Annotated in this window: 26 protein-coding genes; 21 read left to right on the top strand and 5 right to left on the bottom strand. The window is 72.0% G+C overall.

Annotation, left to right across the window (positions count from 1 at the left end; genetic code table 11):
* Nucleotides 1-19: 19 nt before the first annotated feature.
* The gene (tkt, locus tag OCU29_RS13980) at nucleotides 20-2,047 is read right to left on the bottom strand and encodes a transketolase (protein ID WP_218877279.1); all 2,028 of its coding nucleotides are present in this window, start codon (nucleotides 2,045-2,047) and stop codon (nucleotides 20-22) included.
* Between the two features lie 257 nt (nucleotides 2,048-2,304).
* On the opposite strand from tkt, the gene OCU29_RS13975 reads away from it, so the two are divergent.
* Nucleotides 2,305-3,234 carry a heme o synthase gene (locus tag OCU29_RS13975; protein ID WP_179617527.1) on the top strand — a complete coding sequence of 310 codons (930 nt, stop codon included), beginning with the start codon at nucleotides 2,305-2,307 and terminating at the stop codon, nucleotides 3,232-3,234.
* A 355-nt stretch (nucleotides 3,235-3,589) separates the two neighbouring features.
* Here OCU29_RS13975 and OCU29_RS13970 read toward each other — a convergent pair whose 3' ends face one another.
* From OCU29_RS13970 to OCU29_RS13960, 3 genes are read right to left on the bottom strand one after another with little or no spacing between them, the layout of a single operon-like run.
* Nucleotides 3,590-4,444: a heme A synthase gene (locus tag OCU29_RS13970; protein WP_261820388.1), complete on the bottom strand. Its 855-nt coding sequence runs from the start codon at nucleotides 4,442-4,444 to the stop codon at nucleotides 3,590-3,592.
* A gap of 14 nt (nucleotides 4,445-4,458) precedes the next feature.
* On the bottom strand, nucleotides 4,459-5,244 hold the full coding sequence (locus OCU29_RS13965; protein WP_261820387.1) for an ABC transporter permease: 786 nt from the start codon (nucleotides 5,242-5,244) through the stop codon (nucleotides 4,459-4,461).
* A complete protein-coding gene (locus tag OCU29_RS13960) occupies nucleotides 5,241-6,146 on the bottom strand; it encodes an ABC transporter ATP-binding protein (protein WP_179617525.1) in 906 nt (301 codons plus the stop codon). The genes OCU29_RS13965 and OCU29_RS13960 overlap by 4 nt, the downstream gene beginning before the upstream one ends.
* A 128-nt stretch (nucleotides 6,147-6,274) precedes the next feature.
* On the opposite strand from OCU29_RS13960, the gene OCU29_RS13955 reads away from it, so the two are divergent.
* The 15 genes from OCU29_RS13955 to OCU29_RS13885 all read left to right on the top strand — a co-directional run bounded on the left by OCU29_RS13955 (nucleotide 6,275) and on the right by OCU29_RS13885 (nucleotide 16,943).
* The gene (locus OCU29_RS13955) at nucleotides 6,275-6,643 is read left to right on the top strand and encodes a hypothetical protein (RefSeq protein WP_261820386.1); all 369 of its coding nucleotides are present in this window, start codon (nucleotides 6,275-6,277) and stop codon (nucleotides 6,641-6,643) included.
* The gene (locus OCU29_RS13950; protein ID WP_179616642.1) at nucleotides 6,636-7,046 is read left to right on the top strand and encodes a hypothetical protein; all 411 of its coding nucleotides are present in this window, start codon (nucleotides 6,636-6,638) and stop codon (nucleotides 7,044-7,046) included. Before OCU29_RS13955 ends, OCU29_RS13950 begins: the two co-directional genes overlap by 8 nt.
* Nucleotides 7,047-7,094: 48 nt before the next feature.
* The gene (locus OCU29_RS13945; protein WP_179616641.1) at nucleotides 7,095-7,826 is read left to right on the top strand and encodes a metalloregulator ArsR/SmtB family transcription factor; all 732 of its coding nucleotides are present in this window, start codon (nucleotides 7,095-7,097) and stop codon (nucleotides 7,824-7,826) included.
* A complete protein-coding gene (gene sufB / locus OCU29_RS13940; RefSeq protein WP_261820385.1) occupies nucleotides 7,823-9,241 on the top strand; it encodes a Fe-S cluster assembly protein SufB in 1,419 nt (472 codons plus the stop codon). The genes OCU29_RS13945 and sufB overlap by 4 nt, the downstream gene beginning before the upstream one ends.
* A gap of 51 nt (nucleotides 9,242-9,292) precedes the next feature.
* Nucleotides 9,293-10,486 carry a Fe-S cluster assembly protein SufD gene (sufD, locus tag OCU29_RS13935; protein WP_261820384.1) on the top strand — a complete coding sequence of 398 codons (1,194 nt, stop codon included), beginning with the start codon at nucleotides 9,293-9,295 and terminating at the stop codon, nucleotides 10,484-10,486.
* Nucleotides 10,483-10,818, top strand: coding sequence for a non-heme iron oxygenase ferredoxin subunit (locus tag OCU29_RS13930; RefSeq protein ID WP_179616638.1), 336 nt, complete (start codon nucleotides 10,483-10,485; stop codon nucleotides 10,816-10,818). The genes sufD and OCU29_RS13930 overlap by 4 nt, the downstream gene beginning before the upstream one ends.
* Nucleotides 10,819-10,849: 31 nt before the next feature.
* The gene (gene sufC / locus OCU29_RS13925) at nucleotides 10,850-11,608 is read left to right on the top strand and encodes a Fe-S cluster assembly ATPase SufC (protein WP_179616637.1); all 759 of its coding nucleotides are present in this window, start codon (nucleotides 10,850-10,852) and stop codon (nucleotides 11,606-11,608) included.
* Between the two features lie 67 nt (nucleotides 11,609-11,675).
* Entirely contained in the window at nucleotides 11,676-12,941 is a 1,266-nt protein-coding gene (locus OCU29_RS13920) for an aminotransferase class V-fold PLP-dependent enzyme (RefSeq protein ID WP_179616636.1), read from the top strand.
* Between the two features lie 13 nt (nucleotides 12,942-12,954).
* The gene (gene sufU, locus OCU29_RS13915) at nucleotides 12,955-13,407 is read left to right on the top strand and encodes a Fe-S cluster assembly sulfur transfer protein SufU (RefSeq protein ID WP_261820383.1); all 453 of its coding nucleotides are present in this window, start codon (nucleotides 12,955-12,957) and stop codon (nucleotides 13,405-13,407) included.
* A gap of 52 nt (nucleotides 13,408-13,459) precedes the next feature.
* Complete coding sequence (locus OCU29_RS13910; RefSeq protein WP_218877274.1) at nucleotides 13,460-13,825, top strand: metal-sulfur cluster assembly factor; 366 nt, start codon at nucleotides 13,460-13,462, stop codon at nucleotides 13,823-13,825.
* Nucleotides 13,826-13,851: 26 nt separating this feature from the next.
* Entirely contained in the window at nucleotides 13,852-14,379 is a 528-nt protein-coding gene (locus tag OCU29_RS13905; protein WP_261820382.1) for an ASCH domain-containing protein, read from the top strand.
* Nucleotides 14,380-14,459: 80 nt separating this feature from the next.
* Nucleotides 14,460-14,843, top strand: coding sequence for a VOC family protein (locus OCU29_RS13900; RefSeq protein ID WP_261820381.1), 384 nt, complete (start codon nucleotides 14,460-14,462; stop codon nucleotides 14,841-14,843).
* 4 nt (nucleotides 14,844-14,847) lie between these two features.
* Nucleotides 14,848-15,282, top strand: a complete 435-nt coding sequence (locus OCU29_RS13895; RefSeq protein WP_261820380.1) for a VOC family protein — start codon at nucleotides 14,848-14,850, stop codon at nucleotides 15,280-15,282.
* A gap of 4 nt (nucleotides 15,283-15,286) precedes the next feature.
* A complete protein-coding gene (locus OCU29_RS13890; protein WP_261820379.1) occupies nucleotides 15,287-15,997 on the top strand; it encodes a maleylpyruvate isomerase family mycothiol-dependent enzyme in 711 nt (236 codons plus the stop codon).
* A 70-nt stretch (nucleotides 15,998-16,067) separates the two neighbouring features.
* Nucleotides 16,068-16,943 (top strand): alpha/beta fold hydrolase, encoded by an 876-nt coding sequence (locus tag OCU29_RS13885; protein ID WP_261820378.1) that lies wholly within the window; start codon nucleotides 16,068-16,070, stop codon nucleotides 16,941-16,943.
* Nucleotides 16,944-16,955: 12 nt separating this feature from the next.
* Here OCU29_RS13885 and OCU29_RS13880 read toward each other — a convergent pair whose 3' ends face one another.
* The gene (locus OCU29_RS13880) at nucleotides 16,956-17,630 is read right to left on the bottom strand and encodes a 4a-hydroxytetrahydrobiopterin dehydratase (RefSeq protein WP_261820606.1); all 675 of its coding nucleotides are present in this window, start codon (nucleotides 17,628-17,630) and stop codon (nucleotides 16,956-16,958) included.
* A gap of 172 nt (nucleotides 17,631-17,802) precedes the next feature.
* Here OCU29_RS13880 and OCU29_RS13875 point away from each other — a divergent pair, with 172 nt between their 5' ends.
* The 5 genes from OCU29_RS13875 to OCU29_RS13855 all read left to right on the top strand — a co-directional run bounded on the left by OCU29_RS13875 (nucleotide 17,803) and on the right by OCU29_RS13855 (nucleotide 22,930).
* A complete protein-coding gene (locus OCU29_RS13875; RefSeq protein ID WP_261820377.1) occupies nucleotides 17,803-18,405 on the top strand; it encodes a DUF4956 domain-containing protein in 603 nt (200 codons plus the stop codon).
* Complete coding sequence (locus OCU29_RS13870; RefSeq protein ID WP_261820376.1) at nucleotides 18,402-19,253, top strand: polyphosphate polymerase domain-containing protein; 852 nt, start codon at nucleotides 18,402-18,404, stop codon at nucleotides 19,251-19,253. Before OCU29_RS13875 ends, OCU29_RS13870 begins: the two co-directional genes overlap by 4 nt.
* Nucleotides 19,250-20,668: a CotH kinase family protein gene (locus OCU29_RS13865; RefSeq protein WP_261820375.1), complete on the top strand. Its 1,419-nt coding sequence runs from the start codon at nucleotides 19,250-19,252 to the stop codon at nucleotides 20,666-20,668. The genes OCU29_RS13870 and OCU29_RS13865 overlap by 4 nt, the downstream gene beginning before the upstream one ends.
* 487 nt (nucleotides 20,669-21,155) lie before the next feature.
* The gene (locus tag OCU29_RS13860) at nucleotides 21,156-21,377 is read left to right on the top strand and encodes a DUF2007 domain-containing protein (RefSeq protein WP_261820374.1); all 222 of its coding nucleotides are present in this window, start codon (nucleotides 21,156-21,158) and stop codon (nucleotides 21,375-21,377) included.
* 113 nt (nucleotides 21,378-21,490) lie between these two features.
* Entirely contained in the window at nucleotides 21,491-22,930 is a 1,440-nt protein-coding gene (locus OCU29_RS13855) for a hypothetical protein (RefSeq protein ID WP_261820373.1), read from the top strand.
* Nucleotides 22,931-22,946 lie beyond the last annotated feature (16 nt).

Raw genomic sequence — 22,946 nt, 5'->3', positions numbered from 1 at the left:
GGTGCGTACGTCGTCGGGCTCAGCCGGCCGCGGCGGCCAGGGAGTCCCGGGCCGCGTCGGCGACGGCCTGGGCCGTGATGCCGTACTCGGTGTAGATGCGGGAGTACTCGGCCGAGGCGCCGTAGGTCTCGATGGACACGATCCGACCCTGGTCGCCGACGACGTCGCGCCAGCCCATGGCGATGCCGGCCTCGACGGCCACCCGGGCCTTGACGGTCGCGGGCAGCACGCGCTGGCGGTAGGAGTCGTCCTGCGCGTCGAACCACTCGCGGCACGGCATCGACACGACGCGGGCGCGGACGCCCTGCTCGGCCAGCATGGCGCGGGCCTCGACGGCCAGCTGCACCTCGGAGCCGGTGCCCACGAGGATCACGTCGGGCTCGCCGCCCTCGGCGTCGATGAGCACGTAGCCGCCGCGGTGGACCTCGGAGGTGTCGGCGTAGCCGTCCTCGCCGCGGGGGAAGACCGGGAGGTTCTGGCGCGAGAGCGCCAGCCCGGCGGGCCGGTCGGTGGTGCGCATGATGTGCGCCCAGGCGGCCGTGACCTCGTTGGCGTCGGCCGGGCGGACGACGTCGAGGCCCGGGATCGCGCGCAGCGCGGCGACGTGCTCGACCGGCTGGTGCGTCGGGCCGTCCTCACCGAGACCGATGGAGTCGTGGGTCCACACGTAGGTGACCGGCAGACCCATCAGCGCGGCCAGGCGCACCGCGGGGCGCATGTAGTCGGAGAACGTCAGGAACGTGCCGCCGAAGACGCGGGTGCCGCCGTGCAGGGCGATGCCGTTCATGATCGAGCCCATCGCGTGCTCGCGGATGCCGAAGTGCAGCACGCGGCCGGCGTACGGGTCGCCCTTCCAGGAGTCGGTCGAGCGCTCGGCCGGGATGAAGGAGGGCGCGTCCTCGATGGTGGTGTTGTTGGAGCCGGCGAGGTCGGCCGAGCCGCCCCACAGCTCGGGCACCTTCGCAGCGATCGCGTTGATGACGGCGCCGGAGGCCTTGCGGGTGGCGACGTCCTTGCCGGCGGGGAACGACGGCAGGTCGGCGTCCCAGCCCTCGGGCAGGGTGCGGGTGCGCATCCGCTCGAAGGCGGCTGCGCCCTCGGCGTTGTCAGCGGCCCAGCGGGCGAACTCGTCGTCCCAGGCGGCCTGCGCGGCCTTGCCGCGCTCGACGGCGGCCCGGGTGTGCTCGAGGACGCCGTCCTTGAGCTCGAAGGTCTTCTCGGGGTCGAAGCCCAGGACCTCCTTGGTGGCCGCGACCTCGTCGGCGCCGAGCGCCGAGCCGTGGGAGGCGCCGGTGTTCTGGGCGTTGGGGGCGGGCCAGGCGATGATCGTCTTGAGGACGATGAAGCTGGGGCGGTCGGTGACCGCGTCGGCGGCCTCGATCGCAGCGTGCAGCTCGTGGACGTCCTCGACGTACTCGTCGCCGCCGTTGGTCCAGTCGACGGTCTGGACGTGCCAGCCGTAGGCCTCGTAGCGGGCCGCGACGTCCTCGGCCAGGGCGATGTCGGTGTCGTCCTCGATCGAGATCTGGTTGGCGTCGTAGATCACCGTGAGGTTGCCGAGGTTCTGCACGCCGGCGAGGGCGGAGGCCTCGGCGCTCACGCCCTCCTCGATGTCGCCGTCGCTGCAGATGGCGAAGACGCGGTGGTCGAAGAGCGAGGGGCCGTCACCGGCGGCGGGGTCGAGCAGCCCGCGCTCGCGGCGGGCGGCCATCGCCATGCCCACGGCGTTGGCGACGCCCTGGCCCAGCGGGCCGGTGGTGGTCTCGACGCCGGCGGTGTGGCCGTGCTCGGGGTGGCCCGGGGTCTTGGAGCCCCACTGGCGCAGCGCCTGGAGGTCCTCGATCTCCAGGCCCCAGCCGCCGAGGAAGAGCTGCGTGTAGAGGGTGATGGAGCTGTGCCCGGCCGACAGCACGAACCGGTCGCGACCGGCCCAGTCGGGGTCGGCGGGGTTGTGGCGCATCACCTTCTGGAACAGCAGGTACGCCGCCGGCGCCAGGCTCATCGCCGTGCCGGGGTGCCCGTTGCCGGCCTTCTCGACCGAGTCCATGGCCAGCACGCGGGCGGTGTCCACCGCGAGCTGGTCGGTGTCGGTCCACTCGAGGGAGGCGGGAGAGGTCACGGGGTTCCTTCCGATGGGGAACTACAGTCGTTTTCAGGTGCCACGGGGTGCAACAGAGCCCGGGCCCAGGCGATTCCGAGCCTACCGATGACGGGCAGTAGACTCTCATCCGCACCTCCCCACCTCACCCGTCTGCACATCGAGGACCCTTCGTGACCCACGCCGGCCAGTCGGCCGCTGACGCCCTGCACGACGACGCGACGGCGAGTGGCGGGCCCGGACCCGCACGGTTCCGGGACGTGGTGGCGGCGTACGTCGGCCTGACGAAGCCGCGGGTCATCGAGCTGCTGCTGCTGACCACGGTGCCGGTGATGTTCTTCGCCGCCCGTGGCGTACCGCCGCTGGGCCTGGTGGTGGCCACCGTCGTGGGCGGCACGTTCTCGGCCGGCTCGGCCTCGGTGTTCAACTGCGTCTACGACCGCGACATCGACGAGCAGATGCGCCGCACCCGGCGCCGCGCCCTGCCCCGCCACATCGTCAGCGCCCGCGCGGCGCTGGTCTTCGGACTGGTGCTGGGCGTGCTGTCGGTGGTCGTCCTCTACGTGTGGGTCAACCCGCTCTCGGCGCTGCTGGCCGTGGCCGCGGAGGCCTTCTACGTCTTCGGCTACACGATGGTGCTCAAGCGCCGCACGACCCAGAACATCGTGTGGGGTGGCCTCGCCGGCTGCTTCCCGGCCCTGATCGGCTGGACCGCCGTCACCGGCGAGCTGGCCTGGACGCCCGTGGTGCTCTTCATGGTCGTCTTCTTCTGGACGCCCCCGCACACCTGGGCCCTGGCGCTGCGCTACCGCGAGGACTACGCCAACGTCGACGTCCCGATGCTGCCCGTGGTGGCGCCGGCGCGCGAGGTGGGTCGCCAGATCGTCCTCTACTCGTGGGTGATGGTCGCCACCTCGCTGCTGCTGTGGCCCGTCGCCGGCACCGGCCCGGTCTACCCGGTCGTGGCCGCGGTCCTGGGCGCCGTCTTCCTGGTCGAGGCGCACCGCATGTGGGGCCGCACCAAGACCGCGGACGACCTGGCCACGATCCAGCCGATGCGGCTCTTCCACTCCTCGAACCTCTACCTCTCGCTGCTCTTCGTCGCCGTCGCGCTCGACCCCCTGCTCCTGGGCTGAGGCCCTCGGGCGCCGAGCCGGCCGGGTCGAACCGGCCGGGTCGCGGTCGTCGTCGGTCGAGCAGGGAGGAGCGCCAGCGACGAGCGTCGTCGAGACCCGGTGAGGTCCGTGGTCGCCGTACGCCGTGGGGTTGCGGGGTCTCGGCGACGCTCGAGCCTTCGGCCCTCGCTGCTCGACCAACGGCGGTGGTGCGCCGAGCCGGCTGGTGTGAACGGGTCGGTTCGTGGTCGCCGTACGCCGTGGGGTTGCGGGGTCTCGGCGACGCTCGAGCCTCCGGCCCTCGCTGCTCGACCAACGGTGACGCCCTCGCTGCTCGACCAACGGTGACGCCCTCGCTGCTCGACCGGCGGTGGGGCTAGGGGTGGCGGACGCGCAGGAGGGTCCAGGTGACGCTGGCGGAGAGGACGGCCGCGCCGAGGAGGTGGAGGCCGACCAGCAGGACCGGCAGGTCGGTGAAGTACTGCACGAAGCCGATCACGCCCTGGGCGAGCTCGACGCCCAGCAGCACCAGGGCGGCCTGGACCGCCTTGCGGGGGGCGCCCTGGACCAGCAGGGTCACGACCAGGCCGATGGTCAGGCCGAGCAGCAGGAAGACGGCGTCGGCGTGCAGCTGGCTCCACTGCGCCGGGTCGAGGCCGTTGCGCTCGGTGTTCGCGTCGCCGGCGTGCGGGCCGGCCCCGGTGACGACGGTGCCGAGGTAGAAGACCACCCAGGCGGCGGCGACCACGCCCCAGGCCAGGGCGACGCCCGGGCCACGGGCGGGGGGCACGGGCCGGTCGAGGACCTGCAGGAAGCGCACCGAGATCGCGACGAGCAGCAGCGAGAGCAGCAGGTGGAGCGAGACGATCCACGAGTTCAGGTCGGTGAGGACGGTGATCCCGCCGATGACCGCCTGCATGGGGATGCCCAGGCCGAGCACGACCGAGATCCGCACCAGCTCGCGGCGCCGGGTGCGCAGGGCCGCGACGAAGAGCAGCACGGCCACGGCGACGAGGACGAAGGTGAGCAGCCGGTTGCCGAACTCGATGGCCGAGTGGAACTCGAGCTCCCCGTGGGGGGTGAACGATTCGTCGGTGCAGCGCGGCCAGGTCGGGCAGCCGAGCCCCGAGCCGGTCAGGCGCACCGCGCCACCGGTGACCACGATGCCGATGTTGGCGACCACGGAGGCCCAGCCGGCCCAGCGGGCCTGGCGCAGACGGGTGGTGTGCACGTCGGGCACGGTCCTCACTCCCACTTGAAGGTGCGGGCGGTCAGCACGGTGCCCAGGGCCGCCCACCCCGCGAGCACCGCCAGGGGCAGGAGCGCCACCTGGCCGTCGATCAGGGCGCTGCGCATCCCGCCGCCCAGGGCGCCCGAGGGCAGCCAACGCACCACCTCGCCGAACCCGCCGTACGCCGTCGCCGGCAGCACGACGGCGCCCCCGGCCATCAGCAGGAGGTAGACGAGGTTGGCGGCGGCCAGCGTCGCCTCGGCGCGCAGCACGCCGGCCACGAAGAGGCCCAGCGCGGCGAACGCCGCGGTCCCGAGCGCCGCGGTCGCGACGGCGCCGCCGAGCGCGGCGGGGGCGGCCTCGGGCGACCAGCCGAGCAGCAGCGCGACGCCGCCGACGACGACGAGCTGGAGCAGCTCGACCAGCAGCAGGGCCAGGACCTTGCCGGCCAGCAGGCCGGTGCGGGGCAGGGGAGAGGAGCCGAGCCGCTTGATCACGCCGTAGCGACGCTCGAAGCCGGTCGCGATGGCCAGCGAGGTGAAGGCCGTCGACATCACCGCCAGCGCCAGCACGCCGGGGGTGAAGACGTCGACGGGGCGGCCGTCGAGCTCGAGGCCGACCCGCTCGGAGCCGGCGACGGCGCCGACGAGCACGATCACCGGGATGACGACGGCCAGCAGCAGCTGCTCGCCGTTGCGCAGCATAAGCCGCGCCTCCATGCGGGCCTGGGCCAGCACCTGGCGGGCCAGCGGCGCGCCGCCGGGCCGGGGGGTGAAGGTGCCGCTGCTGGGGGCGCTCACGACGGGTGCTCCTCGAGCTCGCGGCCGGTCAGCTGGAGGAAGACGTCCTCGAGGCTGCGGGTGCCGAGCGTCAGCGACTCGGGCAGGACCCCCTGCTCCTCGCACCAGCGCGAGACCCGCGCCAAGGTGGAGGCGTCGGCCGGCCCGGTGACCAGCAGGCTCAGCGAGTCGAGCAGGGTGACGCTGGTGCCGGGGCCCAGGGCCTCGGTGAGCGACTCGGGCGCGCCAGGCGGGAACGGGCGCGTCACGACGAGGCGGATCGTCGAGACGCTGCCGCCGCGGGTGAGCTCGAGCGGGGAGCCGGAGGCGATGAGCCGGCCGTGGTCGATGATGTGGACGGTGTCGGCGAGCCGCTCGGCCTCGTCCATGTAGTGCGTGGTGAGCACGACGGTCACGCCGTCGCCGCGCAGCTCCTCGAGCAGCTCCCAGGTGGTGCGCCGGGCCTGCGGGTCCATGCCCGCCGTCGGCTCGTCGACGAAGACGATCTCGGGGCGGCCCACCAGCGCCATCGCCAGGCCCAGGCGCTGCTGCTGACCGCCGGAGAGCCGGCGGTAGGGCGTGCGGCCGCACTCGGCGAGACCGAGCCGCTCGACGAGCAGGTCGTGGTCGACGGGGTGGGCGTGCAGCGCCGCGACGTGGCGCAGCATCTCCTCGGCCCGGACCCCGCTCCACGCGCCGCCGCCCTGCAGCATCACCCCGATGCGCGGCAGCAGCTCGCGCCGGTCGCGGACGGGGTCGAGGCCCAGCACCCGCACCCGGCCCTCCTGCGGGCGCCGGTAGCCCTCGCAGGTCTCCAGCGTGGTGGTCTTGCCGGCTCCGTTGGGGCCCAGCACCGCGGTGATCGAGCCGCGCGCGACCTGCATCGACAGCCCGTCGACGGCGGTCTTGTCGGCGTACCTCATCACCAGTCCGTCGATCGCCACTGCCGGGGCGTCGTCGGGGCGCGCGGCGTCGCGCGCGGGAGTCGGTGGCACCCCCGAAGTGTAGGGAGGCGACCGGAGCCCTCCGGGGCGGCCCTAGGCTGGCCGGCGTGAACGTGTGGCTCATGGCACTGGTGCTGGCGCTGACCGGGGTCGCCGTCGTGGCCACCGTGGTGATGGTGGTGCGCGACCAGTCGCCGCCCAGCGACCCCTACTTCCTGCTGCTCGGCGCGCTGGTGGTGGCGCTGCTGGTGCAGGTGGTCGTCGGGCTGGTCGCGCTGGCCCGCACCGACGCCGACGTCGCCGGGGCCACCTTCGTGGCCTACCTGCTCACCGCGCTGCTGGTGGTGCCCGTCGGCGCCGCGCTGGCGCTGGTGGAGCGCAGCCGCTGGGGCAACGTCGTGCTGCTGGTCGCGCTGATGACCGTGGCGGCCATGCAGGTGCGCCTCGACTCCCTGTGGACCGGCGCCGGTGCCTGAGTCCGCCTCGCACCTGGCCAGCGGGCCGGGCCGCGTGCTCGTCGCCGTGTACGGCGTCCTGGGCCTCGCCGCGACCGGGCGCTCGACCGTCCAGCTGCTCGGCCAGCCCGAGGAGGCCCCGCTGGCCTACTCGCTCTCGCTGCTGGCGGCCGTCATCTACCTGGTGGCCACCGCCAGCCTCCTGCGCAGCACGCCCCGCGCGCGCCTGGTGGGGTTGGTGGCCTGCTCGGTCGAGGCCGTCGGCGTGCTGGCCGTGGGGGTGCTGACCTACACGGCGCCCGACCTGTTCCCCGACAAGACCGTCTGGTCGCACTTCGGCCAGGGCTACGCCTTCCTGCCGCTGGTGCTGCCGTTCCTCGGTCTGGCCTGGTTGAGACGCACGTCACTGCCCGTGAGCGGGTAAGGATCCCCTTGCTTGAACGGCTCCGAGCATTAACGGCACACTGATGTTGTGGAATTCAACCGGACGACCGACGAGCCGACGCGCCAGCGCGTCGCGCGCTCGATCCTGGTCGACGGCCCCTCCACCGCAGCGGCCCTCGCCGAGCGTCTCGACCTGACCCCGGCAGCCGTGCGCCGTCACCTCGACCAGCTGGTCGAGGAGGGCGCGGTGGAGCCCCGCGAGCACCGCACCGCCGGTGCGCGCGGACGGGGTCGTCCGGCCAAGGAGTTCGCGCTCACCGAGCGCGGGCGCGAGGGCTTCGACCAGCAGTACGACGACCTCGCGGTCCAGGCGCTGCGGTTCCTGGCCGAGACCGGGGGCGAGGACGCCGTGCGCGCCTTCGCCGACCGGCGGATGGCCTTCATCGAGGACCGCTTCGAGGCCACCGCGGCCGAGAACCCCGACCTGAGCAAGGCCGAGGTGCTGGCCCAGCTCTTCTCCGAGGAGGGGTACGCCGCCACGGTGCGCCAGCTGCCCGGGCATGGTCCCGGGGCGCTGAGCGCGGGGGAGCAGCTGTGCCAGCAGCACTGCCCGGTCTCCCACGTGGCCCACGAGTTCCCCCAGCTGTGCGAGGCCGAGACCGCGGCGATCAGCCGCGTCCTCGACCACCACGTGCAGCGACTGGCGACGATCGCCCACGGCGACGGCGTCTGCACCACCTGCATCCCCGACCTGCCGGCCACGAGCCGGCGCACCACCCGTCCCACGACCCGCAACGAGAAGGAGTCGGTCACCTCATGACCTCGATCGAAGAACTCAACCCCGAGCTCCAGGGCATCGGTCGCTACGAGTTCGGCTGGGCCGACTCCGACGACGCGGGCGCCAACGCCACCCGCGGCCTCAACGAGGCCGTCGTGCGCGACATCTCGGCCAAGAAGTCCGAGCCGCAGTGGATGCTCGACCTGCGCCTGAAGGGCCTGAAGCTCTTCGACCGCAAGCCCATGCCCACGTGGGGCTCGGACCTGTCGGGCATCGACTTCGACAACATCAAGTACTTCGTGCGCTCCTCGGAGAAGCAGGCCGCCACCTGGGACGACCTGCCCGAGGACATCAAGAACACCTACGACAAGCTCGGCATCCCCGAGGCCGAGAAGCAGCGCCTGGTCTCCGGCGTCGCGGCCCAGTACGAGTCGGAGGTCGTCTACCACTCGATCCGCGAGGACCTCGAGGAGCAGGGCGTGCTCTTCCTCGACACCGACACCGCGCTCAAGGAGCAGCCCGAGCTGTTCAAGGAGTACTTCGGCACCGTCATCCCCGTCGGTGACAACAAGTTCTCCGCGCTCAACACCTCGGTGTGGTCGGGCGGCTCGTTCATCTACGTGCCGCCGGGCGTGCACGTCGACATCCCGCTGCAGGCCTACTTCCGGATCAACACCGAGAACATGGGCCAGTTCGAGCGGACCCTGATTATCGTCGACGAGGGCGCCTACGTGCACTACGTCGAGGGCTGCACCGCCCCGATCTACTCCTCCGACTCGCTGCACTCCGCGGTCGTGGAGATCATCGTCAAGAAGGGCGGTCGCTGCCGCTACACGACCATCCAGAACTGGTCGAACAACGTCTACAACCTCGTCACCAAGCGCGCGACCTGCGAGGCCGGCGCCACCATGGAGTGGGTCGACGGCAACATCGGCTCCAAGGTGACGATGAAGTACCCCGCCATCTACCTGATGGGCGAGCACGCCAAGGGCGAGACCCTGTCCATCGCCTTCGCCGGCGAGGGCCAGCACCAGGACGCCGGCGCCAAGATGGTGCACGCCGCCCCGCACACCTCCAGCTCGATCCTGAGCAAGTCGGTGGCCCGCGGCGGTGGGCGCACGTCGTACCGCGGCCTGATCCAGGTCAACGAGGGTGCGCACGGCTCGAAGTCCAACGTGCTGTGCGACGCGCTGCTGGTCGACCAGGTCAGCCGCTCCGACACCTACCCCTACGTCGACATCCGCGAGGACGACGTGTCGATGGGCCACGAGGCCAGCGTCTCGAAGGTCTCCGACGACCAGCTCTTCTACCTCATGTCGCGCGGCATGGAGGAGGACGAGGCGATGGCGATGATCGTGCGCGGCTTCGTCGAGCCGATCGCCAAGGAGCTGCCGATGGAGTACGCCCTCGAGCTCAACCGCCTCATCGAGCTGCAGATGGAGGGCGCGGTCGGCTGAGCGCCGCCGTCGTCCCCGCCCACCACCGCACCAAGAAAGCAATCACTGACTGTGACCGTGACTGATGCCGCCCGCGAGAGCGTGGCCTCCGCCCTCGAGGTCGACCGGGTGAACTCGCACCTGAACCCGCCGCCCTCCTACGACCTGGCCGACCACCCGGTGCCCACCGGGCGCGAGGAGGTGTGGCGCTTCACGCCGCTCAAACGGCTGCGTGGCCTCCTCGACGGCGAGGCCTCCTCGTCGTCGCTGACCTGGACCACCGAGATCCCGGCGGGGGTGACCCTCAGCGAGACCGACGCCGCCTCGGCGCGCCAGCTCGGTGAGCTGGCGCCCAACGACCGGCCCTCGGCGCTCGCCGTGGCCAACGCGGCCTCGGCGCTGCTGCTCGACGTGCCCGCCGACCTCGAGGTCGACGCGCCCGTCGTGCTGCGCCTGCACGGCGAGTCCGTCGACGACGTCGTCTGGGGCCACCACGTGCTGCGCTTCGGTGCCCACAGCAAGGCCACGGTCGTGCTGGTGCACACCGGTTCCGCCCGCTACAGCGCGACCACCTCGGTGATCGTCGGCGACGGAGCCCAGGTCAACGTGCTGACCCTGCAGGACTGGGACGACGACGCGGTGCACCTGGGCCGCGACGCCATCCGGGTCGGGCGGGACGCCTCGGTGCGCCACACCTCGATCAGCTTCGGCGGCGACCTGGTGCGCCTGCACGCCAACGTCGAGTACGACGGTCCCGGCGGCGAGGCCGAGCTCCTCGGCCTGTACTTCGCCGACGAGGGCCAGCACCTCGAGCACCGGCTCTTCGCCGACCACACCGCTCCCAAGACCAAGTCGAACGTCCTCTACAAGGGCGCGCTGCAGGGCCAGGGAGCCCACACGGTCTGGATCGGCAACGTGCTGATCCGCCCGGTCGCCGAGGGCATCGAGACCTACGAGGAGAACCGCAACCTGGTGCTCACCGACGGCTGCCAGGCCGACTCGGTGCCCAACCTCGAGATCGAGACCGGCGAGATCGAGGGTGCCGGGCACGCCTCGGCCACCGCGCGCTTCGACGACGAGCAGCTGTTCTACCTGCGCAGCCGCGGCGTCTCCGACGAGGAGGCACGCCGTCTCGTCCTGCACGGCTTCTTCAACGACCTGATCCGCAAGGTGGGGGTGCCGTTCCTCGAGGAGCAGATCACCGCCACCGTGGAGGAGGAGCTCGCGAAGAACGTGCTCAAGGGCTACCGGCCGGCCACCGCATGAGCCTCCAGCGCGCCTGCCGGCTCGACGAGGTGCCCGCCGACGAGGGCCTCGCCGTGACGGTCGACGACGTCGCCGTGGTCGTGGCCCGCGACGGCGACGACGTGCACGCCCTGCAGGACCTCTGCTCGCACGCGGCCGTCGCCCTCAGCGAGGGCGAGGTCGCCGGCGGGGTCATCGAGTGCTGGCTGCACGGCTCGTGCTTCGACCTGCGCACCGGCAAGCCCACCGGCCTCCCGGCCACCGAGCCGGTCTCGACCTTCCCCGTGGAGGTCCGTGACGGCGACGTGTACGTCGACGTGGCCAGCACGCTCAACGGCGTGACCCCCTCCTGAGACTTCTCCACCCAGAAAGAGAGACACACACATGAGCACCCTCGAGATCAAGGACCTCAAGGTCTCCGTCAGCACCGACGACGGCCCCAAGGAGATCCTCAAGGGCGTCACGCTGACCATCAAGGACGGCGAGACGCACGCGATCATGGGGCCCAACGGCTCCGGCAAGTCGACGCTGGCCTACTCGATCGCCGGCCACCCCAAGTACGACGTCACCGGCGGCACCGTGACCCTCGACGGCGAGGACGTGCTGGCCATGTCGGTCGACGAGCGCGCCCGCGCCGGCCTCTTCCTGGCGATGCAGTACCCCGTCGAGGTCCCCGGCGTCTCGGTGTCGAACTTCATGCGCACCGCCAAGACCGCCGTGGACGGCGAGGCCCCCAAGCTGCGCACCTGGGTCAAGGACGTCAACGCCGCGATGTCGCGGATGAACCTCGACGCCAGCTTCACCCAGCGCTCGGTCAACGAGGGCTTCTCCGGTGGTGAGAAGAAGCGCCACGAGATCGCCCAGCTCGAGCTGCTCGACCCGAAGGTCGCGATCCTCGACGAGACCGACTCCGGTCTCGACATCGACGCGCTGAAGGTCGTCTCCGACGGCGTCAACCGCTTCCGCGGGGGCGAGGGCAAGGGTGTCCTGCTGATCACCCACTACACCCGCATCCTGCGCTACATCGAGCCCGACTACGTGCACGTCTTCGTCGACGGCAAGGTCGCCGAGCAGGGCGGGCCCGAGCTCGCCGAGCAGCTCGAGGCCGAGGGTTACGACAAGTACCTGCCCGCCAAGGTCTGAGCACCTCACCGGACCCCGCAGCACCCCACGACCAGCCCACGACCAGCACCGACCGAAGGAGAGAGCGATGGACGGCCTCCTGCCCGACCTCGAGGTGATCCGCAAGGACTTCCCGATCCTCGAGCGCACCCTCGCCGACGGTCGGCCGCTGGTCTACCTGGACTCGGCGAACACCTCGCAGAAGCCGCAGTGCGTGATCGACGCGATGGTCGACCACCTCGAGCACCACAACGCCAACGTCGCGCGCGCCATGCACCAGCTCGGCGCGGAGTCGTCGGAGGCGTTCGAGGCCGGGCGCGACAAGGTGGCGGCCTTCATCGGGGCGCCGAGCCGCGACGAGGTGATCTTCACCAAGAACGCCACCGAGGCGCTCAACCTGGCCGCCAACACGCTGCTGTGGGCCGGCCCGCGGCAGGTCGGGCCGGGCGACGTCGTCGTCACGACCGAGATGGAGCACCACTCCAACATCGTGCCGTGGCAGATGCTCACCGAGCGCACCGGCGCCGAGCTGCGCTGGTTCACCTTCACCGACGAGGGCCACCTCGACCTCTCGCAGGTCGACGAGCTGATCACCGAGCGCACCAAGGTCGTCACGTTGACCTGGGTGTCCAACATGCTCGGCACGATCAACCCGATCGCCCAGATCGCGCGGCGCGCCCACGAGGTGGGTGCGCTCGTCGTGGTCGACGCCTCGCAGGCGGCCCCCCAGCTGCCGATCGACCTCGCGGCGATGCCCGAGGAGGAGCGGCCCGACCTGATGGTCTTCACCGGCCACAAGGTCGTGGGGCCCACCGGCATCGGCGTCCTGTGGGGCCGGCGCGAGGTGCTCGAGGAGCTGCCGCCGTTCCTGGGTGGCGGCGAGATGATCGAGACCGTGCGGATGGAGGGGTCGACGTACGCCGGCATCCCGCACAAGTTCGAGGCCGGTACGCCGCCGATCGTCGAGGCCGTGGGGCTCGGCGCCGCCGTCGACTACCTCGCGGCGGTCGGCATGGAGGCGGTGCACGCCCACGAGCAGGCGATCACCCGCTACGCCCTCGAGGGCATGCAGAGCGTCAAGGGGCTGCGCGTGCTGGGCCCGCTCGACGCCACCCAGCGCGGGGGAGCGGTCTCGTTCGAGATCGAGGGGCTGCACCCGCACGACGTCTCGCAGGTCCTCGACGTGCGCGGTGTCGCGGTGCGGGCCGGTCACCACTGCGCCCGCCCGGCGCACGCCCGCTTCGGCGTGCAGAGCTCGACGCGGATGTCGTCGTACCTCTACACGACGCCCGCCGAGATCGACGCACTGGTCGAGGCCCTGAACTACACCCGTTCGTACTTCAAGCTGGACTGAGGGGAGGAGCACCATGAGCGCCGAGCTCGACTCGCTGTACCAGGAGATCATCCTGGACCACTACAAGAACCCGCACCACAAGGGCCTGCGTGAGCCCTTCGAGGCCGAGGTCCACCACGTGAACCCGACCTGTGGTGACGAGATCACCCTGCGGGTCCACCTCGCCGACGGCGTCGTGCAGGACGTGTCCTACGACTCCGTGGGCTGCTCGATCTCGCAGGCCTCCACCTCGGTGATGGCCGATCTCGTGATCGGCAAGCCGGTCGACGAGGCGATGAGCATCCACGAGGAGTTCCTGACCCTGATGCAGGGCAAGGGCACCGTGGAGCCCGACGAGGAGGTGCTCGAGGACGGCATCGCCTTCGCGGGCGTCGCCAAGTTCCCTGCGCGCGTGAAGTGCGCGCTACTGTCGTGGATGGCCTGGAAGGACGCCACCGCCCGATCTCTGGAGGAATCCCGTGGCTGAGACCACTGCACCTGACACTTCGACCGTCGACCAGACCGTCGACCACGGCGACCTGCCCGAGGTCCCGCAGGCCGGCACCGGCCCGACCGGCACCGCCGCCCCCGGCGCCTCGGTGAGCATCGAGGACGTCGAGGAGGCGATGAAGGACGTCGTCGACCCCGAGCTCGGCATCAACGTCGTCGACCTCGGCCTGGTCTACGGCCTGCACGTCGACGAGGACACCAACCTCGTCGTCGACATGACGCTGACCTCCGCGGCCTGCCCGCTGACCGACGTCATCACCGACCAGACCGAGCAGGCGCTCGAGGGTCTGGTCAACGACGTGGCCATCAACTGGGTCTGGATGCCGCCGTGGGGCCCCGACAAGATCACCCCCGACGGCCGCGAGCAGCTGCGCGCCCTGGGCTTCAACGTCTGAGACCTCCTCAGACGTAGGCTGGGTCCATGACCGACCCGAGCACCGACACGACCGGCTCCGCCCTCACCGGGCGCGGGCCGGTCGAGTCGTTCTGGGACCTGGCCCGCTTCCACGCCAAGATGAACACCGCACCGTCGTACTTCGGCCCGACGACGCTGGAGATGGTGCCGCCGCCGGCGTGGGCGTTCGGTGCCACCAAGCAGGAGGCCGACGAGCTGCTGGCGCTGGTGCTGGCCGGCACCAAGACGGCCACCGCGAGCTCGCACGCCGACTACGAGCTCGAGGACGAGCCGCTGCCGCAGCCCGGCACCCTGGGCATCGTGCTCGACGGCGACGGGCACCCACGTGCGCTGGTCGAGACGACCGACGTGCGCGTGGTGGCCTTCGACCAGGTCGACGCCGAGCACGCCCACCTCGAGGGCGAGGGCGACCGGTCGCTGGAGCACTGGCGCGGCGCCCACGAGCGGTTCTTCGCCGAGCACGCCGCCCACGGGTTCGACCCGCAGATGCTGCTGGTCCTCGAGCGCTTCCGGGTCGTCTACGCCGGCGACTGAAAGGGTCCTGGGTCCCTTGACCCCGGCTGCCGCGAGGAGTCTGCTGGGAGGTCCACACGTGGACCGAGCAGGGAGGCAGCATGAGCGGCAAGGTGATGCACTTCGAGATCCCGTTCGACGACGGGGACCGGGCGCGCGGCTTCTACGAGAAGGTCTTCGGGTGGCAGATGATGCCGATCCCGGAGATGGACTACACGATGGTGTCCACGGGCCCCAGCGACCCGGAGACCGGGCCGACGGAGCCGGGCTTTATCAACGGCGGCATGTTCCAGCGCAGCGACGAGTTCCCGGGCAAGGGCCCCGGCATCGTCATCGACGTGGCCAGCGTCGACGAGGCGCTGCGCGCGGCCGAGGAGGCCGGCGGCAGGAAGGTCACCGACCGGACCCCCGTGGGCGACATGGGGTTCACCGGCTACTTCACCGACACCGAGGGCAACCTCGTCGGGGTCTGGGAGAGCGCCTGACCCGATGAGCGGCGTCAAGCAGGTCCAGGTGACCTTCGACTGCGCGGAGCCCGAGCGCCTCGCGCGGTTCTGGTGCGACGTCCTCGGGTACGTCGTCCCGCCGCCGCCCGCACGCTTCGCGTCGTGGGACGACTTCGAGGACGCGCTGCCGCCGGAGCGGCGCGGCAGCGCGTTCGCCTGCGAGGACCCCGACGGGACCGGCCCCCGGCTGTTCTTCCAGCGGGTGCCGGAGGGCAAGGAGGTCAAGAACCGGCTGCACCTCGACGTGCGGGTCGGCACCGGCCTCGTCGGGGCGGCGCGGGTGGAGGCGCTCGAGGCGGAGGGTGCGCGGCTGGTCGGGCTCGGTGCCCAGCGGGTGCACCTGGTCCGGGCCGACGGGTACGACGAGTCGTGCCTGGTGATGCGTGACATCGAGGGCAACGAGTTCTGCCTCGACTGAGGCCGTGCCCACCGCCCGCTACCGGGACCGGGTCGAGGAGGAGGCCGCCATGGATCTCTCACCGGAGCGTCGCAGCGACACCGAGCGTCGCTGGGAGCACATCGCACGCGCTCGTCTCGACCTCGCCGACCTGCTCGAGGCCCTGGAGCCGGAGCAGTGGGAGGCGCAGTCGTTGTGCTCGCAGTGGCGGGTGCGGGAGGTCGCCGGCCACGTCGCGATGACCCCGGCGGGCGAGCCGACCACGTGGGCGGTGGTCACCGGGCTGGTGCGCGCGCGGGGCCACCTGTGGAGCTTCGGGCGCGACGTGGCGATCGCCTGGTCGCGGCGGCCCACCCAGGAGATCGTCGACGTGCTGCGCGCCACGGCGGGGTCGCGGGCGATGCCGTCGCTGACGAACGCCGAGAACCTGCTGCTCGACGCTCTCGTGCACAGCCAGGACATCGCCGTGCCGCTCGGCATCGACCACCCGGTCCCGCCCGACGCCGGCGCCGACGCGCTGCTGCGCGCCTGGCGGATGGGGTGGCCGTTCTGGGCCCGCAGACGGTTGTCGAAGGTGAGCCTGGCGGCGACCGACGCGCCGGTCGTGCTCGGGTCGGGTCCACGGGTCGAGGGCGACCTGGCCACCCTGCTCCTGCTCACGACGGGCCGCTACGCCGCGGCGCTCCCGCGGCTCGAGGGCCCGGGCCTGCACCGCATCGTGCACCTCGACGCCTGAGGCGGGGCCCGGCGGACCGCACCCGGGGTACCGCAATGAGGAGACGAAGTTCGTCGCGTCATGGGGGATCGTGGAGAGCACCAGCCGGGGTGACCCCGGCGACGAGGAGGCAGTCGTGGAGCAGCGACGAACGCACAGCGCGACCACCGCGGACGGCGTCGACATCAGGGGGACCGTGCGCGGGCACGGGCCGGCGCTGGTGCTCCTGCAGGGCGTCATCGGAGACTGCGACCTCGACTGGGACCGGACTGTCGACCACCTCGTCGACCGCTTCACCTGCCACCTGCCCAGCATGCGAGGACGCGGCCTCAGCGGCGACCATGCCGACCTGGGGCTCGACCGCCTCATCGACGACATGGTCGACTACATCGAGAGCGTGGGGGAGGCGACCGGACTGACCGGCTGGTCGAGCGGTGGCAGCTGGGCCCTGGCCGCGACGGCACGTTCGAAGGCTGTCAGCGCGGCGGCGCCGTTCGAACCGGGGATGCTGAACCAGACCGACGCGGCCGACCAGGCGCTCATGGGTGGCGCCATCAACCGTGCCGCTGACCTGGTCGCTGCGGGAGACGGAGCGGCTGCGGCTCGCGCCTTCGCGGCCTTCCCGTTCTACGACCAGGAGATCGCGACGGCCGCCGACGGTGGCTACTTCGAGGCTGCCGGCGGCTACGTGCCGCACCTGCTCCAGGTCCTCCAGCGGGCGATGGCGTCGCAGGACCCCACGTCCGACCCCGCCGTGCTGGGCGCCGTCGACGTGCCGGTGGCGGTGCTCGTGGGGTCGGCCACCAAGCCGTTCTTCACCAGGAGTGCCCAGTACGTCGTCGACCACGTCCCGCACGCACGGGTGGAGGAGATCCACGGGGCGGCACACGCCGCACCGTTGACCCACCCGGCGGCACTGGCCGACGCGCTCGCCGACTTCTTCCAGACGGCCCAGCAGCCTGCCTGACCGGCCTCGACGTCAGCGGCCCTCGGGGGTGCAGAGGCACGCGCGGTTGCCGTCGGCGTCCTCCACGACCCAGTAGGCCGGCGCCGCGCTGTCGCTGACCAGCCGGCCGCCGGCGTCGAGGACCGCCTGGAGCCTCCGGGGCGCCTCGTCGTGGGGGACCCACACGTCGAGGTGCCAGCGCTGCTCGAAGGACTGCGCGGGCAGCGCGTGCTCCTCGTCGCCCTCCTCCGGGGTCTGCCACCACACCGTGGGGGCCTGCCCGGTGGGGTCGACCGGCTCGCCGTTGACGACCTCGCTGCCCAGCAGGGCGGCGTAGAAGGGCGCGAGCGGCGCGCCGTCGGCGGTGTCGAGGCCGAGGTCGACCTGGGTGAGGCCGCGGAGGTCGGCCTCGACCCCGAGCTCCGCTGCGTCAGCGCTGATCGTGCGCGCCAGGTCGACGTCGCGCACCGTCAGGCCGCCGACGTCGTGGCTGACGAGGGTCACGACGACGTCGGTGTAGGTCAGGGTCACGTCGGGGTGGTGGTCGGCGGCCTCGGCAGCCTCACCGATCCTGTTGACCAGCGCCAGGCCGGTCGCGAAGTCGCCGGTGCGGAAGCGCGCCTTGAGCCGTCCCAGGACCTGCCGCCAGTGCGCCAGGTCGGCCTCGCGCACCTCGGTCGCCGTCCACCGTCGTCGCCGCTCGTCCATGCTCCTCACCCGTCCCCTCGTCGGTCGCTGGTCCCGATGGTGCACCTCCACGGCGGCGCGCGCACCCCCTCGAGCACTCACAGGAGGCTGCCAGGTGGGTCGCAGCCGGCTCGTCGGTTGGCGCGGCAACCTCTGGTTCACCAACACCTGCTGAACGACGTAAGGACACCACGTGAACGCCCTCTACCTCTCCCTGGCCGACCTGGCCGCGATCGGCGTGCTCTGCTTCGCGGTCTACTACCCCCGCCACCGCCGCCGGGACCTGCTGGTGGCCTTCCTCGGCGTCAACGTCGGTGTCCTCGCCGTCACCACGGCCCTGGTCAACAGCGACGCCACGCTGGGGCTGGGCCTGGGGCTGTTCGGGGTGCTGTCGATCATCCGGCTCCGCTCCCTCGAGCTCGGCCAGCACGAGGTGGCCTACTACTTCGCAGCCCTCGCCCTGGGTCTCCTCGGCGGCCTGGGCTCGCTCGACCTGCCCCTCACGCTGCTGCTGATGGCCTGCCTGGTGGCCGTGATCGCCGCAGCCGACAGCCCGCAGCTCTTCGCCCGCGACCAGCAGCAGCTGGTGCTGCTCGACGGGGCCTACACCGACGAGGCGACCCTGCGCGCGGTCCTCGGCAGCACCGTGGGCGGCGAGGTGCGCAAGGTCGCGGTCCACAAGGTCGACCTGGTCAACGACACCACCCTGGTCGACGTGCGCTGGAGCAGCGTGCGGCCCGCCGCCGACCCGGTGCGGTCCGAGGCGACGCTGGGCCGGACGGCGGTGGACGCATGACCGCCACCATCGAGCCCCTCGCGACGCTGGGCGACCCACTGGCGCGCATCGACCTGCTCGCCGCGACGTCGCTGGAGGAGCTGGCCCAGGACGCCGCCCTCATGACGCGCACCGACCGCAAGTACGTCGTCCCCGCAGCCTCGCTGCCCGACCTCCTGGTGGCGCTCGAGGCGCTCGACGCCGGTCTGCGGGTGCTCGAGATCGAGGGACGCCGGCGCCACCGCTACGACTCGACGTACCTCGACACCCCCGAGCTCGAGGCCTACTGGCGGGCGGCACGTGGCCGTCGGCACCGGTTCAAGATCCGCGCCCGCCACTACCTCGACACCGGGGTGGCCTTCACCGAGGTCAAGACCCGCGGGGCGAGGGGCGCGACGGTGAAGGCACGCGTGCCCCGCGACGTCGCCCCGGTCGCGGGCGCCCACCCTGCGCTCTCGCGCCACGACGGCGCCTTCGTCGGCGCCGAGCTCGACGGCGCCGGCCTCGAGCACGTCGACGTGGCCACGCTGCGCCCGACCCTGCGCACCACCTACGTGCGCACCACGCTCTGGCTCCCGGGCTCCGGCTCACGGGTCACCATCGACGTCGACCTCGCCTGGTCGCTGCCCGAGGGCGCCGGCACGGCGCGGGTAGCGGGCCTGGCGGTCGTGGAGACCAAGTCGCCGGGCGCCCGGAGCGGCGTCGACCGGACGCTGTGGACCCAGGGGCACCGCCCCGAGCGGATCTCCAAGTACGCGACCGGCCTGGCGCTGCTGCACCCCGGCCTCCCCGCCCACCGATGGCACCGGGTCAGCACCCGCCACCTCCAGCCCCACCTCACCTACAGCCACGGACAGGAGTCCGCATGAGACCCACGACCCCCTTCACCCGCGCCGTACGACGCCGCGGCGCCGCCACCCTGGCGGCGCTGGCACTGGGCGTCGGCGGACTGAGCGCCTGCAGCGTCACCAGTGCCGCGACCTCCGCCACCAGCGCCGAGGGCAGCGTCTGGGACTCCACCAGCGTGCACGAGGTCGAGCTCGACATCGACGAGGACGAGTACGCCGAGATGCTGGCGACCTACCAGGAGAGCAGCGAGAAGGAGTGGCTCACCGCCGATGTGACGATCGACGGCCAGACCTTCAGCGACGCCGGGATCCGTCTCAAGGGCAACAGCTCGCTGCGCGGGGTCGACGCCGACGCCGACGCGGTCGACCTGCCGTGGCTGATCGACCTCGACAAGTTCGTCGACGGCCAGAGCCTCGACGGCTGGGAGCGCTTCGTCGTCCGCTCGAACACCAGCGAGACCGCGCTCAACGAGGCGGTCGCGCTCGAGCTGCTCGAGGAGGCCGGCCTGGCCAGCGAGGAGGCCGTCAGCATCAGCTTCTCGGCCAACGACAGCGAGTCGAGCCTGCGGCTGATGGTGCAGGACCTCGACGACCGGTGGGACGAGGCCAGCTTCGGGACCGACGGCACGCTCTACAAGGCCGAGGCCGGTGGGGACTACTCCTACCGCGGTGACGACGCCGCCGCCTACGAGGACGTCTTCGACATCGAGGCCGGCACCGAGGACTACGCGCCGCTCACCGAGTTCCTCCAGTGGCTCGAGGAGTCCTCCGACGAGGAGTTCGCCGAGGGGCTGGCCGAGCGTCTCGACGTCGACGCCTTCGCGACGTACCTGGCCTTCGAGGACCTGGTGGGCAACTTCGACGACATCGCCGGCCCCGGCAACAACTCGTTCCTGCGCTGGGACGCCGAGGCCGGGCAGATGACCGTCGTCGCGTGGGACCACAACCTCGCCTTCGGCCAGACCAACGGGGGCGGCGGTGCCGGCGGGTTCGGCGGCGGCCGTGGCGGCGGCGTACCGGGCGAGCTGCCCGAGGGCGCCGAGCTGCCGGACGGCGCCGAGCCGCCCGAGGGCGCCGGTCCGCCCCCGGGTGGGGAGCGTCTGGAGGGCCTCGTGGCCCCGGCCGACGGCGAGCGCCCCGAGGGCGGCCCGGGTGGTGGCGGGGGAGGCATGGGCTCCAACATCCTCTCGGAGCGCTTCCTGGCCGACGACGGGTTCGCGGCCCTGTACGACGCCGCCGTCGAGGACCTGAAGGCAGAGCTCTTCGACGACGGCTCCGCCCAGGAGGTCCTCGACGCCTGGACGGAGGTGCTGACCTCCCAGGCCGGTGACCTGGTCGACAGCGCCACCGTCGAGACCGAGGCTGAGGCGATCGCGTCGTACTTCGACGGGCACGCGGTCGACGAGACCGACGACGGCCCCGTGGCCGAGGGCTGAACGACCTTCGGGGTGGCGGTGCGTCGGCACCGACCTGCTGAGGCAGGAGGTTGCTGGCGCACCGCCGGTCGTTGCGAGGATCGCCAGGACGTGAAGGTTCCTCGTCGGGCATCGCCGTCCGAGGACCTCGCGCCTCCGACTGGGTGCGCCCACGCCCCGCGGGCCGGTCTGAGCCCTGCGGTCCCTACGCACTCGCAATGCCGAAGTGCGCAAGCGGTGTGGGCGGTGGCCCAGCAACCATTCGCATCCTGGATCCGGTTGCTGATGCACCGCTGACCTTGCCGGACGAGGGCCAGCGGTGAGCCGGCAACCGATCCAGCTGTCAGAACAGTTGCAGACGCACCGCCCGGTATCGCCGAGCCGCGTGCGCGCGAGAATGCACGCTTCCCCGTTGCGAGATCGGTGGGCTCAGCCTGCCGGAAGGACTCCGGCGGACGTGTTGGCGCGCTAAGTTCGGGACCAGTTGACGGGGAGGGAACCAGAGGACATGGCTGAACTGGTTCGGACGAACGATCCGGCGTTGCTGTCCGCGATCGAGGGGCTGCTGACTGCTGGCCAGATCCCGCACCACGTCGCGGACCGCCACGCGAGCAGCCTCGACGGGCTGATCGAAGTCATCAAGCAGAGGGTTCTGGTTCCGGACGAGTGGGAAGCAGAAGCGCGCGTCCTGCTCATCGACGCCGATCTGGGTGAGTGGCTGCGTCACTGAAGCAGCAGCGTCACGGATCGATTCCGTCCGTCCCGAGGTGGTCACGAGCACACATCCGTGCAGGTCAGGTGGGGTGTGCCGGGACTGTCGGTGCCGGGTGCTTGGGTGAAGGTATGAGCAGCGCGGCCCCGGTGAGCGACCTGGTGGAGGAGCAGATCCTCGCCAGGGCGGCGGCGTGTGCGGATGACCAGCGCCGGGCGGGGGTGGTGCTGTTGGTGCTGGCCTACGAGTGGGCGATCGCGCACCCTAAGCAGCGGCTCAGCTCCCGTGAGGCAGGCAGACCGGGCCGGGAGCAGGCGCGTGCCTACGGCGGGGACGGCACCCCGGAGGTCACCGAGTTCGCGGCCGCGACGTTCGGTGCCGCGATCGGGCGGACCACCTATGCGGGGCGGCGGTTGATGGCCGCGGCGCTCGATCTGCGGCTGCGCCTGCCGTTGCTGTGGTCACGGGTGCAGGCCCTGGAGGTCCGCGACTCCTACGCCATCCACGTGGCCGACAAGACCCGTGACCTGTCGAAGGTCGAGGCGGCCTGGGTCGACGGTGAGGTCGCCGAGGCCGCGGACGGCCGGCTCCCGTGGAGCAGGTTCGCGGCGCTGGTCGAGGGCAAGGTCGCTGCGGCGGCGCCGGCGCTGGCCCGCGAGGCCGAGGAACGCCGCGCGAAGACACGGTTCGCCAAGCGGATCGGGACCAGCGAGAACGGGATGGCCAGCTTCCTCATCCGCGCCCCGCTCCCGGTCATCGAGGCCCTCGACGGCGCGGTCACCGAGCTCGCGCGGCGCCTGCGCGCCACCCAGCCCGACCCGGTCAGCGACACCGGGCCCGACGAGACCGGGGACGCCCCGGACAGTTCCGGGAGCGTGGATGACCTGCGGGTGCACGCGGTGGCGCTGCTGGCCGACCCGGCCGCGGCCGCGCGGGCCGGTGAGGCCGGTGTGGACCTGCGGGACCTGATGCCTGATGTGACCCTGTTCGTGCACCTGCACGGCGGCGGTACGGCGGCCGGTGGGCGCGATGTCAACGCCGAGGGCGAGGAGCTGGACCGGGTCGCGCGCGTGGAGGGCCACGGCCCGGTCACCGAGTCCTGGCTGCGCGGGGTGCTGGGGCGCTTCGCGCGGTTCGTGGTGCGCCCGGTCATCGACCTGGCCGAGCAGAGCCCGGTCGATGCCTACGAGGTCCCGGCCCGGCACCGCCGTGCGGTGCAGCTGATGACCCCGGCCGACTGCTTCCCCTGGGGCGCCTGCACCAGCCGCACCATGCAGACCGACCACACCGACCCCCATGCACGCGGCGGGCCCAGCCAGGTCGGGAACTACGGGCCCCTCACCACCGCCCACCACCGGGTCAAGACCCACGGCGACTGGCAGGTCCGACAACCCTTCCCCGGCATCTACCTGTGGCGCGACGCCCACGACCACACCTACCTCGTCGACCACACCGGCACCCGCACCCTGACCCCACCCGGCCCACCACCCGCACCACCGCCGACCCGACCCCGCTCAGTCTTCGAGATCTACCAGCCCGACTGGACCCTCGACATCGACTACGCCGCCTGACGCGCGGCAGGCGAGG

This window comes from Nocardioides sp. OK12, assembly GCF_024341885.1.
Lineage (GTDB): Bacteria > Actinomycetota > Actinomycetes > Propionibacteriales > Nocardioidaceae > Nocardioides > Nocardioides marinisabuli.
This window is presented reverse-complemented; position numbering and strand designations above follow the sequence as displayed.